The organism is Fulvimarina manganoxydans (assembly GCF_900176465.1).
Lineage (GTDB): Bacteria > Pseudomonadota > Alphaproteobacteria > Rhizobiales > Rhizobiaceae > Fulvimarina > Fulvimarina manganoxydans.
The window spans coordinates 212,979-225,497 of sequence record NZ_FWXR01000004.1; the positions used below are offsets into that span (position 1 = coordinate 212,979).

General features: G+C 62.0%; 11 protein-coding genes. All 11 read left to right on the forward strand.

The features are described 5' to 3' along the window. Positions 1 to 82: 82 nt before the first annotated feature. The 11 genes from rpoC to rpsS all read left to right on the forward strand — a co-directional run bounded on the left by rpoC (position 83) and on the right by rpsS (position 12,518). On the forward strand, positions 83 to 4,279 hold the full coding sequence (gene rpoC / locus B9A15_RS07130; protein WP_084409348.1) for a DNA-directed RNA polymerase subunit beta': 4,197 nt from the start codon (positions 83 to 85) through the stop codon (positions 4,277 to 4,279). Positions 4,280 to 4,966: 687 nt separating this feature from the next. Continuing rightward, positions 4,967 to 5,338, forward strand: a complete 372-nt coding sequence (rpsL, locus tag B9A15_RS07135; RefSeq protein WP_084409349.1) for a 30S ribosomal protein S12 — start codon at positions 4,967 to 4,969, stop codon at positions 5,336 to 5,338. Between the two features lie 39 nt (positions 5,339 to 5,377). Continuing rightward, positions 5,378 to 5,848, forward strand: a complete 471-nt coding sequence (gene rpsG, locus B9A15_RS07140; RefSeq protein WP_084409350.1) for a 30S ribosomal protein S7 — start codon at positions 5,378 to 5,380, stop codon at positions 5,846 to 5,848. Positions 5,849 to 5,882: 34 nt separating this feature from the next. Beyond that, positions 5,883 to 7,973, forward strand: coding sequence for an elongation factor G (fusA, locus tag B9A15_RS07145; protein ID WP_084409351.1), 2,091 nt, complete (start codon positions 5,883 to 5,885; stop codon positions 7,971 to 7,973). A gap of 59 nt (positions 7,974 to 8,032) precedes the next feature. After that, the gene (gene tuf / locus B9A15_RS07150; RefSeq protein ID WP_084409335.1) at positions 8,033 to 9,208 is read left to right on the forward strand and encodes an elongation factor Tu; all 1,176 of its coding nucleotides are present in this window, start codon (positions 8,033 to 8,035) and stop codon (positions 9,206 to 9,208) included. Positions 9,209 to 9,389: 181 nt separating this feature from the next. After that, positions 9,390 to 9,698, forward strand: a complete 309-nt coding sequence (rpsJ, locus tag B9A15_RS07155) for a 30S ribosomal protein S10 (protein ID WP_007066362.1) — start codon at positions 9,390 to 9,392, stop codon at positions 9,696 to 9,698. A gap of 26 nt (positions 9,699 to 9,724) precedes the next feature. Further along, positions 9,725 to 10,453 carry a 50S ribosomal protein L3 gene (gene rplC / locus B9A15_RS07160; RefSeq protein WP_084409352.1) on the forward strand — a complete coding sequence of 243 codons (729 nt, stop codon included), beginning with the start codon at positions 9,725 to 9,727 and terminating at the stop codon, positions 10,451 to 10,453. Next, positions 10,453 to 11,073 (forward strand): 50S ribosomal protein L4, encoded by a 621-nt coding sequence (rplD, locus tag B9A15_RS07165; RefSeq protein ID WP_084409353.1) that lies wholly within the window; start codon positions 10,453 to 10,455, stop codon positions 11,071 to 11,073. Before rplC ends, rplD begins: the two co-directional genes overlap by 1 nt. Beyond that, positions 11,070 to 11,363: a 50S ribosomal protein L23 gene (locus B9A15_RS07170; RefSeq protein WP_084409354.1), complete on the forward strand. Its 294-nt coding sequence runs from the start codon at positions 11,070 to 11,072 to the stop codon at positions 11,361 to 11,363. Before rplD ends, B9A15_RS07170 begins: the two co-directional genes overlap by 4 nt. 25 nt (positions 11,364 to 11,388) lie before the next feature. Continuing rightward, entirely contained in the window at positions 11,389 to 12,225 is an 837-nt protein-coding gene (gene rplB / locus B9A15_RS07175) for a 50S ribosomal protein L2 (protein ID WP_084409355.1), read from the forward strand. Positions 12,226 to 12,239: 14 nt separating this feature from the next. Continuing rightward, positions 12,240 to 12,518: a 30S ribosomal protein S19 gene (gene rpsS, locus B9A15_RS07180; protein ID WP_084409356.1), complete on the forward strand. Its 279-nt coding sequence runs from the start codon at positions 12,240 to 12,242 to the stop codon at positions 12,516 to 12,518. Position 12,519: the final 1 nt, after the last annotated feature.

The following is a 12,519-nucleotide window of genomic DNA, read 5'->3' on the forward strand; positions in this document are numbered from 1 at the left end:
GCTGACGGGTTCCTAGAAATATGAGGGTGAGTGGTCCCCCGCACTCCGCCCGCTGTAGGCGAAAGCCTCAAGGAGACAGAGCATGAACCAAGAGGTCATGAACATCTTCAACCCGCAGGTCGCCGCGCAGAGCTTCGATACGATCCGTATCTCGCTCGCGAGCCCTGAGAAGATCCTCTCCTGGTCGTTTGGCGAGATCAAGAAGCCGGAGACGATCAATTACCGCACGTTCAAGCCCGAGCGTGACGGCCTGTTCTGCGCGCGCATCTTTGGTCCGATCAAGGACTATGAGTGCCTGTGCGGCAAGTACAAGCGGATGAAGTACAAGGGCATCATCTGCGAGAAGTGCGGCGTTGAGGTCACCCTCTCGCGCGTGCGCCGCGAGCGCATGGGCCATATCGAGCTTGCCGCCCCCGTCGCTCACATCTGGTTCCTGAAGTCGTTGCCGAGCCGCATCGGCACGCTGCTCGACATGACCCTCAAGGACATCGAGCGCGTTCTCTATTTCGAGAACTACATCGTCACCGAGCCTGGCCTGACCACTCTGAAGGAGCATCAGCTCCTGTCGGAGGAAGAATACATGATCGCCGTCGACGAGTTCGGCGAGGATCAGTTCACGGCCCTGATCGGCGCCGAGGCTCTGCAGGAGCTTCTGCGTTCGATGGATCTGGAGAAGATCGCGGGTGACCTGCGCGAGGAGCTGGCGACGACCACCTCGGAGCTCAAGACGAAGAAGCTGATGAAGCGGCTGAAGATCGTCGAGAACTTCCTGGAGTCGGGCAACAAGCCGGAATGGATGATCATGAGCGTCGTGCCCGTGATCCCGCCGGACCTGCGTCCGCTGGTTCCGCTCGATGGCGGCCGTTTCGCGACGTCGGATCTCAACGATCTCTACCGCCGCGTCATCAACCGTAACAACCGTCTGAAGCGGCTGATCGAGCTGCGCGCGCCGGGCATCATCATCCGCAACGAGAAGCGGATGCTGCAGGAGGCCGTCGACGCGCTGTTCGACAATGGCCGTCGCGGCCGCGTCATCACGGGCGCCAACAAGCGTCCGCTGAAGTCGCTCTCCGACATGCTCAAGGGCAAGCAGGGCCGCTTCCGTCAGAACCTTCTCGGCAAGCGCGTCGACTATTCCGGTCGGTCGGTCATCGTGACCGGTCCGAACCTGAAGCTGCATCAGTGCGGCCTGCCGAAGAAGATGGCGCTCGAGCTGTTCAAGCCGTTCATCTATGCGCGGCTCGACGCCAAGGGCTATTCTTCGACGGTCAAGCAGGCCAAGAAGCTGGTCGAGAAAGAGCGTCCGGAAGTCTGGGATATCCTCGACGAGGTCATTCGCGAGCATCCGGTTCTTCTGAACCGCGCGCCGACCCTCCATCGTCTCGGCATCCAAGCCTTCGAGCCGATCCTCATCGAGGGCAAGGCGATCCAGCTGCATCCGCTGGTCTGCACGGCCTTCAACGCGGATTTCGACGGCGACCAGATGGCGGTCCATGTGCCGCTCTCCATCGAGGCGCAGCTGGAAGCGCGCGTCCTGATGATGTCGACGAACAACATCCTGCATCCGGCCAATGGTGCGCCGATCATCGTTCCGTCCCAGGACATGGTGCTCGGGCTCTATTACCTCTCGATCATGAATGAGAACGAGCCGGGCGAGAACATGGTGTTCTCCGACATCGGCGAGTTGGAGCACGCGGTCTATTCCAAGACGACGACGCTCCACACGAAGATCAAGGGCCGGTTCAAGACCGTGGATGCGGATGGCAATCCCGTATCCCAGATCCACGAGACGACCCCGGGCCGCATGCTGATCGGTGAGCTTCTGCCGAAGAACGCCGCCGTTCCCTTCGACATCTGCAACCAGCTGATGACCAAGAAGAACATCTCCAAGATGATCGACACGGTCTATCGCCATTGCGGACAGAAGGAGACGGTGATCTTCTGCGACCGGATCATGCAGCTCGGCTTCAAGCACGCCTGTCTCGCCGGCATCTCCTTCGGCAAGGATGACATGCTCATCCCCGACACCAAGAAGGACATGATCGCCGAGACCCAGGCGCTCGCCAAGGAATATGAGCAGCAATACAATGACGGCCTGATCACCCAGGGCGAGAAGTACAACAAGGTCGTCGACGCCTGGGCCAAGTGCACGGACAAGATCGCCGACGAGATGATGGGCCGCATCAAGGCGGTCGAGTTCGACGAGAACGGCCGTCAGAAGCCGATGAACTCGATCTATATGATGTCGCATTCCGGCGCCCGTGGCTCGCCCACCCAGATGCGTCAGCTGGCGGCCATGCGCGGCCTGATGACCAAGCCGTCGGGCGAGATCATCGAGACGCCGATCATCTCGAACTTCAAGGAAGGTCTGACCGTTCTCGAGTACTTCAACTCGACCCATGGCGCCCGTAAGGGCCTTGCCGACACGGCCTTGAAGACCGCGAACTCGGGCTATCTGACCCGTCGTCTCGTCGACGTCGCGCAGGACTGCATCATCACGCAGACCGATTGCGGCACCGAGAATGGCCTGACCATGCAGCCGATCGTCGATGCTGGCCAGGTGGTCGCCTCGCTCGGCCAGCGGGTTCTGGGCCGCACGGCGCTCGTGGACGTCCTGCATCCGCAGTCCGGCGAGGTCATCGTTGAAGCCGGGCGGATGATCGAGGAGAAGGATGTCGAGCTGATCGAGAAGGCCGGTATCCAGTCGATCCAGATCCGTTCGGCGCTGACTTGCGAGATCCGGACCGGTATCTGCGGCGTCTGCTATGGTCGCGATCTTGCGCGCGGCACGCCCGTCAATATGGGCGAGGCCGTCGGCGTCATCGCGGCACAGTCGATCGGCGAGCCGGGCACCCAGCTCACCATGCGCACCTTCCACATGGGCGGCACGGCGCAGGTGGTGGACTCGTCCTTCCTGGAAGCGTCCTATGAAGGTACCGTTGCGATCCGCAACCGCAACGTCGTGCGCGACTCCGAAGGACGTCTCGTCGCGATGGGCCGCAACATGGCGATCCTCATCCTGGACGGGAAGGGCGTCGAGCGAGCCTCGCACCGCGTCACCTACGGTTCGCGCGTCTTCGTCGACGATGGCGACACCGTGCGTCGTGGCCAGCGTATTGCCGAGTGGGATCCCTATACCCGCCCGGTGCTGACCGAGCTCGAAGGCGTCATCGACTTCGAGGACATGGTGGATGGCGTTTCCGTGTCGGAGCAGACGGACGAGTCGACCGGCATCACCAAGCGTGCGGTCATCGACTGGCGGGCAAGCCCGCGCGGCTCGGATCTGAAGCCGGCGATCGTCATCAAGGGCGATGACGGCACGGTGCTGAAGCTGGCTCGCGGTTCCGACGCTCGTTACTTCCAGTCGGTCGACGCCATTCTGTCGGTCGAGCCGGGTCAGCGGGTGAAGGCCGGTGACGTGCTTTCGCGTATTCCGATGGAAAGCGCCAAGACGAAGGACATCACGGGCGGTCTGCCGCGCGTGGCCGAGCTCTTCGAGGCGCGCAAGCCGAAGGACAACGCGATCATCGCCGAGATCGACGGCACGGTGAAGTTCGGACGCGACTACAAGAACAAGCGCCGCATCATCATCGAGCCGAACGACTCGACGCTGGAGCCGGTGGAATACCTGATCCCGAAGGGCAAGCCGTTCCATCTCCAGGAAGGCGACCTCATCGAGAAGGGCGACTACATTCTCGACGGCAATCCGGCGCCGCACGACATTCTGGCCATTCGCGGCGTGGAGGCTCTGGCGAGCTATCTCGTCAACGAGATCCAGGAAGTCTACCGGTTGCAGGGCGTTCTGATCAACGACAAGCACATCGAGGTGATCGTTCGCCAGATGCTGCAGAAGATCGAGATCGTCGAGTCGGGCGACTCCGGCTATATTCCGGGCGACCATGTCGACCGGATCGAGCTGGCGGAGATCAACGAGCGTCTCGAAGAGGAAGGCAAGAAGCCGGCCTCGGGCAATCCGGTGCTGCTCGGCATCACCAAGGCCTCGCTCCAGACGCCGTCCTTCATCTCGGCGGCCTCTTTCCAGGAGACCACCCGCGTTCTCACCGAGGCGGCGGTCGCCGGCAAGGTCGATACGCTGCAGGGCTTGAAGGAGAACGTCATTGTCGGCCGCCTCATCCCAGCCGGTACGGGCGGGATGATGACCCAGATCCGTCGGATCGCGACCTCGCGTGACGATCTGATCTTGGAGGATCGTCGCAAGGCCTCGAACACGGCCGAGAGCGACAACCTCCTGACCTCGCTGGGCGACGCTGCGGAGTAATTGCCGCAGAACCGTCATCGCTGACATGCTGAAAAGGCCGTCCTTCGGGGCGGCCTTTTCCTTTGACCACGCCCGAAGGCGCCTTTCATTCGAAGCGGGAGACCAAACGCCGGATTTTGCTGCGAGAATCACATGCTGATGGGCACCCTGATGCGACCCGGCGCTAAACCCGTCCCTCACAAAGTGACATCAGCGAGACTCGGATCAGGCTCGCCTTGGAAATGCCATGACACGCCCGCGACTCGACGAATTCGGTCAAATTTTCCTATGGTTTTCGAGCGAAGACCGACGCTGTTAATTTAAATTAACGCGATCGCTCGCTCTCAGGGATGCCGAAACGCCAGTGCGAGCCCGTCTGAGCGCTGAGAATGCGCCAAACCCGGCCCTGCAAGGGGTTGACGATGACTGAGCGACTCGTTAAGTAGCGCTCCAACAGAGCCGATGTGAGGCCGACTCTTCCCGTAGACGCCGCGTCCGGGAGTTACTCGTCTCAAACAAGGCTTCGTTCAACGAGACGCCAATCTCTGGTTCATGATCGCCTTTGGGTGATCCTCTGGTTCTGTCCGAGCCGCCCCCCTGTTTCAAGGGCGATGGCTCGGTTTCGCGCATGACGATGTCTTCGTTCGTGCCGCGAGGGATTTGCTTCGTTTCGAACATTGCGATTGAGAAAGTAGAGGGAAGGTTGGAATGCCGACCATCAACCAGCTGATCCGGAAGCCGCGCGTTCGTCCGACTGAGCGCAACACGGTTCCGGCGCTCGAGGCGAACCCGCAGAAGCGCGGCGTCTGCACCCGCGTTTACACCACGACCCCGAAGAAGCCGAACTCGGCTCTGCGTAAGGTCGCCAAGGTCCGTCTCGTCAATGGCTATGAAGTCATCGGCTACATCCCGGGCGAGGGGCATAACCTTCAGGAGCACTCCGTGGTCATGATCCGCGGCGGCCGCGTGAAGGACCTTCCGGGTGTGCGTTACCACATCATCCGCGGCGTTCTCGACACCCAGGGCGTCAAGAACCGTAAGCAGCGTCGCTCGAAGTACGGCGCCAAGCGTCCGAAGTAAGCGCCTGTCGCGCCGCAACGATCTTTAAGAGAGCAGCGAATGTCCCGTCGCCATCGTGCCGAAAAGCGTGAGATCAACCCGGATCCGAAGTTCGGTGATCTCATCGTGTCCAAGTTCATGAACGCCGTCATGTATGACGGCAAGAAGTCGACTGCCGAGCGCATCGTCTATGGTGCTTTCGACGCCGTTCACGACAAGACCCGTCAGGACGCGGTCGCGGTCTTCCATCAGGCGCTTGAGAACATCGCGCCGCATGTCGAAGTTCGTTCGCGTCGTGTTGGTGGTGCGACCTATCAGGTTCCCGTCGACGTTCGCCCGGAGCGCCGTCAGGCATTGGCGATCCGTTGGCTGATCACGGCGGCCCGCAACCGCAATGAGACCACGATGGTCGACCGTTTGTCCGGCGAGCTCATGGATGCCGCCAACAACCGCGGTACGGCCGTCAAGAAGCGCGAAGACACGCACCGTATGGCTGAGGCCAACCGCGCGTTCTCGCACTATCGCTGGTAATTCTGGCTTCGAAATTTCAAGAGGCGAGCGCCAAATGGCACGCGACTACGTAATCGAAGACTACCGTAACTTCGGCATCATGGCCCACATCGATGCCGGCAAGACGACGACGACCGAGCGTATTCTCTTCTACACCGGCAAGTCCCACAAGATCGGCGAAGTCCATGACGGCGCCGCAACGATGGACTGGATGGAGCAGGAGCAGGAGCGCGGCATCACGATCACGTCGGCTGCGACGACCACCTTCTGGGAAGGTCGCGACGGCAAGAAGCGCCGCTTCAACATCATCGACACGCCGGGTCACGTCGACTTCACGATTGAAGTCGAGCGTTCCTTGCGCGTTCTCGACGGTGCGATCGCGCTTCTCGACGCCAATGCCGGCGTTGAGCCGCAGACCGAGACTGTCTGGCGCCAGGCCGACAAGTACGAAGTCCCGCGTATGATCTTCGTCAACAAGATGGACAAGATCGGCGCCGACTTCTTCCGCTGCGTTGAGATGATCAAGTCGCGCCTCGGTGCGCGCCCGATCGTCATTCAGCTGCCGATCGGTGCCGAGAGCGAGCTCAAGGGCGTCGTCGATCTGATCGAGATGAAGGCCTATGTCTGGCGCGACGAGACCCTCGGCGCGCAGTGGGACATTCTCGATATCCCCGAGGATCTCAAGGCACAGGCCGAAGAGTATCGCGAAGCGATGATCGAGGCGGCCGTCGAGATCGACGAAGCGGCCATGGAGAAGTATCTCGAAGGCGAGATGCCCTCGAATGACGAGCTGCGCCGTCTGATCCGCAAAGGCACCTGCGACGTCTGGTTCACGCCGGTCCTCTGCGGCTCGGCCTTTAAGAACAAGGGCGTTCAGCCGCTTCTGGACGCGGTCGTCGATTTCCTTCCTTCCCCGGTCGAAGTGAAGGCGATCCGCGGCATCGATCCGAAGACGGATGCCGAGCTGGTTCGCAAGTCGTCCGACGACGAGCCGCTCTCCATGCTCGCCTTCAAGATCATGAACGATCCGTTCGTCGGTTCGCTCACCTTCGCGCGCATCTATTCCGGCGTTCTGACCAAGGGCACGTCCCTGATGAACACGGTGAAGGAAAAGCGCGAGCGCGTCGGCCGCATGCTTCAGATGCATTCGAACTCGCGTTCGGACATCGAAGAAGCCTATGCCGGCGACATCGTCGCTCTGGCGGGGCTGAAGGATACGACGACGGGCGACACGCTCTGCGATCCGCTGAAGCCGGTCATTCTTGAGCGTATGGAGTTCCCCGATCCGGTCATCGAGATCGCGATCGAGCCGAAGACCAAGGCCGACCAGGAAAAGATGGGTCTGGCGCTCAACCGTCTGGCCGCCGAGGATCCGTCCTTCCGCGTCAAGACCGACGAGGAATCGGGTCAGACCATCATCGCCGGCATGGGCGAGCTTCATCTCGACATTCTCGTCGATCGCATGAAGCGCGAGTTCAAGGTCGAGGCGAATGTAGGTGCGCCGCAGGTGGCCTATCGCGAGACGATCTCGCGGGCGACCGACGTCGATTACACCCATAAGAAGCAGACCGGCGGTACGGGCCAATTCGCTCGCGTCAAGCTGCACTTTGCTCCGGCCGATCTCGGCGAAGGCTATTCCTTCGAGTCGAAGATTGTCGGTGGCGCGGTTCCCAAGGAGTACATTCCGGGCGTCGAGAAGGGCATCAATTCGGTCATGACCTCGGGTCCGATCGCGGGCTTCCCGATGGTCGACATCAAGGCAGAGCTTCTGGACGGTGCTTTCCACGACGTCGACTCCTCGGTTCTGGCCTTCGAGATCGCAGCCCGTGCGGCCTTCCGCGAAGCCATCCAGAAGGCCGGTCCGCGTCTGCTCGAGCCGATCATGAAGGTCGAGGTTGTGACGCCCGAGGATTACATGGGCGACGTGATTGGCGATCTGAACTCACGTCGCGGCCAGATCCAGGGCACCGAGTCCCGCGGCATCGCGCAGGTTGTCAACGCCTTCGTGCCGCTCGCCAACATGTTCGGCTACGTCAACACGCTGCGCTCCATGTCTCAGGGCCGCGCGCAGTATACGATGCAGTTCGATCATTACGAGCAGGTTCCGAACCAGGTCGCCGACGAGATCCAGAAGAAATACGCCTGATCTCCGAACGGTTTCCGGCTCCTTCGCGAGCCAGTTTAAAGAAGTGAATGGAGGGCCTTATGGCCAAGAGTAAGTTCGAGCGGAACAAGCCGCATGTGAACATCGGGACGATCGGTCACGTCGACCACGGCAAGACGTCCCTGACGGCGGCGATCACGAAGTATTTCGGCGAGTTCCGCGCCTATGATCAGATCGATGCGGCGCCTGAAGAGAAGGCCCGCGGCATCACGATTTCGACGGCGCATGTGGAATACGAGACGGAGAACCGTCACTACGCCCATGTCGACTGCCCGGGTCACGCCGATTATGTGAAGAACATGATCACGGGTGCCGCTCAGATGGACGGCGCGATCCTGGTCTGCTCTGCGGCCGACGGCCCGATGCCGCAGACCCGCGAGCACATCCTGCTCGCCCGTCAGGTCGGCGTTCCGGCGATCGTGGTGTTCCTCAACAAGGTCGACCAGGTCGACGACGAGGAGCTTCTGGAGCTGGTCGAGCTCGAGGTTCGCGAGCTTCTGTCGTCCTACGACTTCCCGGGCGACGACATTCCGATCGTCAAGGGTTCGGCTCTGGCCGCTCTCGAAGACTCCAACAAGGAGATCGGCGAGGATGCGGTCCGCAAGCTGATGGCCGAGGTCGACGCCTATATCCCGACGCCGGAGCGTCCGGTCGACCAGCCCTTCCTGATGCCGATCGAGGACGTGTTCTCGATCTCGGGTCGCGGTACGGTCGTGACCGGCCGTGTCGAGCGCGGCATCGTCAAGGTTGGCGAGGAAGTCGAGATCGTTGGCATCAAGGACACCCGCAAGACGACGGTCACGGGCGTCGAGATGTTCCGCAAGCTGCTCGATCAGGGCCAGGCGGGCGACAATATCGGCGCGCTGATCCGCGGTATCGACCGTGAAGGCGTCGAGCGCGGTCAGGTTCTGTGCAAGCCGGGTTCGGTGAAGCCGCACACGAAGTTCAAGGCCGAAGCCTACATCCTGACCAAGGAAGAGGGCGGCCGTCATACGCCGTTCTTCACCAACTACCGCCCGCAGTTCTACTTCCGCACGACGGACGTGACGGGCGTGGTGACGCTGCCTGAGGGCACGGAGATGGTGATGCCGGGCGACAATGTGACGATGGACGTCACGCTGATCGTTCCGATCGCGATGGAAGAGAAGCTGCGCTTCGCCATCCGCGAAGGCGGCCGCACCGTCGGCGCCGGCATCGTCGCATCGATCGTCGAGTAATCGACGAGCGGAGTTGGGCGCGCCCCGGCCTTAGCGGGGCGCGCTTTTTTCTTGATCCTTCGCCCGGGTTTGTCCGGACGAGGGGAGGGCGGGCGACCCGCCACCGAATTGGCTGACAAGAAGACAAGAGCGCTCGGACAGCACCGGCCCGCCGGCAGGCTCCGACGAGAGGACGAATGAAATGAACGGCCAGAATATTCGCATCCGCCTGAAGGCGTTCGACCATCGTGTCCTCGACGCCTCGACGCGCGAGATCGTTTCGACCGCCAAACGCACCGGAGCGAATGTGCGCGGTCCGATCCCGCTTCCGACGCGGATCGAGAAGTTTACAGTGAACCGGTCGCCGCACATCGACAAGAAGAGCCGCGAGCAGTTCGAGATGCGGACCCACAAGCGTCTTCTCGACATCGTGGACCCGACGCCGCAGACGGTCGACGCGCTGATGAAGCTCGACCTCGCCGCCGGCGTCGACGTCGAGATCAAGCTCTGATCGAGAGCCGGGGAAGGATGACACCCATGCGTTCAGGAATGATCGCGCAGAAGGTCGGGATGACCCGCATCTATACGGATGCCGGAGAGCATGTCCCCGTGACCGTTCTGAGAGTTGAGAACCTGCAGGTCGTTGGCCAGCGTACCGTCGACAAGAATGGCTATACCGCCGTTCAGCTCGGTGCCGGCCTTGCCAAGGTGAAGAACACGTCGAAGGCCATGCGAGGCGTCTTCGCTCAGGCTCAGGTCGAGCCCAAGCGCAAGCTCGTCGAGTTCCGCGTGAGCGAAGACAATATGATCGATGTCGGTGCCGAGATCACCGCCGATCATTTTGTCGCCGGCCAGATGGTGGACGTCACCGGCACTTCGATCGGTAAGGGCTTTGCCGGCGCCATGAAGCGCCACAATTTCGGTGGTCTTCGCGCCACCCACGGCGTTTCCGTGTCGCACCGCTCGCACGGTTCGACCGGTCAGCGTCAGGACCCGGGCAAGGTCTTCAAGAACAAGAAGATGGCCGGCCATATGGGCCAGGTCCGCGTCACCACGCAGAACCTCGAGATCGTCCGCACGGACGCCGACAAGGGTCTGATCCTGGTGCGCGGCGCGGTTCCGGGCTCCAAGGGCGGCTGGATCGAAATTCGCGACGCCGTCAAGGCGACGCTTCCCGAAAACGCGCCGAAGCCCGCCGCCTTGCGTGCGGCCGCCGGCAACGGTGCGAGCGTCGAAGAGACGGCCGCTGCCGAGGGGGCTGAGTGATGGACATTACGATGAAAAGCCTCGACGGGGCCGATGCCGGCACCGTCACCCTGTCCGAAGAGATCTTCGGCCTGGAGCCGCGCGAGGACATCCTCCAGCGTATGGTGCGCTACCAGCTGGCCAAGCGCCAGCAGGGCACCCATCAGACTCTCGGTCGCTCCGAGATCGCCCGCACCGGCGCCAAGCTCTATCGCCAGAAGGGCACCGGTCGTGCCCGTCACGGCTCGGCCCGCGCGCCGCAGTTCCGTGGCGGTGGCAAGGCCCATGGCCCGGTCTCGCGCAGCCATGCCCATGACCTTCCCAAGAAGGTTCGCGCTCTGGCGCTCAAGCATGCTCTGTCGGCCAAGGCGAAGTCGGGTGACCTGATCGTCCTCGACGAGCTGAAGGCGGCCGAGGCCAAGACCAAGGCGATGGTCAAGACCTTCGAGGGTCTCGGCATTGCCAACGCGCTGATCATCGGCGGTTCGGAGCTCGACGCGTCGTTCGCTCGTGCCTCGCGCAACATCGCCAAGATCGATGTGCTGCCGGTCCAGGGCATCAACGTGTATGACATTCTCCGCCGCCCGACGCTGGTTCTGTCGAAGGCTGCGGTCGAAGCTCTCGAGGAGCGTTTCAAATGAGCGATCTTCGCCACTACGACGTTATCACCTCGCCGGTGATCACCGAGAAGTCGACGCTCCTGTCGGAGTCCAACCAGGTCGTCTTCAACGTCCCGAAGACCGCGACCAAGCCTGAAATCAAGGCGGCCGTCGAAGCGCTCTTCGACGTGAAGGTCACCGCGGTCAACACGCTGGTCCGCAAGGGCAAGGTCAAGCGCTTCCGAGGCCGGATCGGGCATCAGAGCGACAAGAAGAAGGCGATCGTGACGCTGGCCGAGGGCCAGTCCATCGACGTCTCGACCGGCCTTTAAGAGCTAGGACCGGAGGAAAGACGAAATGGCACTGAAGAATTTCAAGCCGACGACGCCGAGCCAGCGCCAGCTGGTCATCGTCGATCGGTCCGGTCTCTGGAAGGGCAAGCCGGTCAAGCATTTGACCGAGGGCTTGCACTCCAAGGGCGGTCGCAACAACACCGGTCGCGTGACGGCTCGCTATCAGGGCGGCGGTCACAAGCGCACCTATCGCATGATCGACTTCAAGCGTCGCAAGCTCGACGTGGTCGGCACGGTGGAGCGCCTGGAATACGATCCGAACCGGTCGGCCTTTATCGCGCTCATCAAATATTCCGATGGTGAGCTCGCTTATATCCTCGCGCCGCAGCGCTTGGCCGTTGGTGACAACGTCGTCTCCGGTCTGTCCGGCGTCGACGTGAAGCCGGGCAATGCGATGCCGCTCTCGGCGATGCCGGTCGGCACCATCATCCACAATGTGGAGATGAAGCCGGAGAAGGGCGGTCAGATCGCACGTTCGGCCGGGTCCTACGCCCAGCTGGTCGGCCGCGACTCGACGATGGCTATCCTGCGCCTCGGTTCGGGCGAGCAGCGCCTCGTTCCGTCGAGCTGCTTTGCCACGGTCGGCGCGGTGTCGAACCCGGACCATGGCAATATCAACAATGGCAAGGCGGGCCGCTCACGCTGGCTCGGCAAGCGTCCGCATGTTCGCGGCGTCGCCATGAACCCGGTCGATCACCCCCATGGTGGTGGTGAAGGCCGTACGTCGGGTGGCCGCCATCCGGTTTCGCCTTGGGGCAAGCCCACCAAGGGTAAGCGGACGCGTTCGAACAAGTCGACCGACAAGTTCATCATGCGCTCGCGCCATCAGCGCAAGAAGTAAGAGAGGAAACCCCCATGACACGTTCCGTCTGGAAGGGTCCGTTTGTCGATGGCTTCCTGCTCAAGAAGGCCGAGAAGGCCCGCGCGAGCGGCCGCAACGACGTCATCAAGATCTGGACCCGCCGTTCGACCATCCTGCCGCAATTCGTCGGGCTGACCTTCGGTGTCTACAACGGCAACAAGCACATCCCGGTCTCGGTGAACGAGGATATGGTCGGTCACAAGTTCGGCGAGTTTGCGCCGACGCGGACCTATTACGGCCACGGCGCCGATAAGAAGGCGAAGAGGAAGTAAC

Bases quoted from the DNA above. Each gene is read 5' to 3' on its own strand.
- rpoC (WP_084409348.1), top strand. From the start codon at position 83: ATGAACCAAGAGGTCATGAACATCTTCAACCCGCAGGTCGCCGCGCAG.
- rpsL (WP_084409349.1), top strand. From the start codon at position 4,967: ATGCCGACCATCAACCAGCTGATCCGGAAGCCGCGCGTTCGTCCGACT.
- rpsG (WP_084409350.1), top strand. From the start codon at position 5,378: ATGTCCCGTCGCCATCGTGCCGAAAAGCGTGAGATCAACCCGGATCCG.
- fusA (WP_084409351.1), top strand. From the start codon at position 5,883: ATGGCACGCGACTACGTAATCGAAGACTACCGTAACTTCGGCATCATG.
- tuf (WP_084409335.1), top strand. From the start codon at position 8,033: ATGGCCAAGAGTAAGTTCGAGCGGAACAAGCCGCATGTGAACATCGGG.
- rpsJ (WP_007066362.1), top strand. From the start codon at position 9,390: ATGAACGGCCAGAATATTCGCATCCGCCTGAAGGCGTTCGACCATCGT.
- rplC (WP_084409352.1), top strand. From the start codon at position 9,725: ATGCGTTCAGGAATGATCGCGCAGAAGGTCGGGATGACCCGCATCTAT.
- rplD (WP_084409353.1), top strand. From the start codon at position 10,453: ATGGACATTACGATGAAAAGCCTCGACGGGGCCGATGCCGGCACCGTC.
- B9A15_RS07170 (WP_084409354.1), top strand. From the start codon at position 11,070: ATGAGCGATCTTCGCCACTACGACGTTATCACCTCGCCGGTGATCACC.
- rplB (WP_084409355.1), top strand. From the start codon at position 11,389: ATGGCACTGAAGAATTTCAAGCCGACGACGCCGAGCCAGCGCCAGCTG.
- rpsS (WP_084409356.1), top strand. From the start codon at position 12,240: ATGACACGTTCCGTCTGGAAGGGTCCGTTTGTCGATGGCTTCCTGCTC.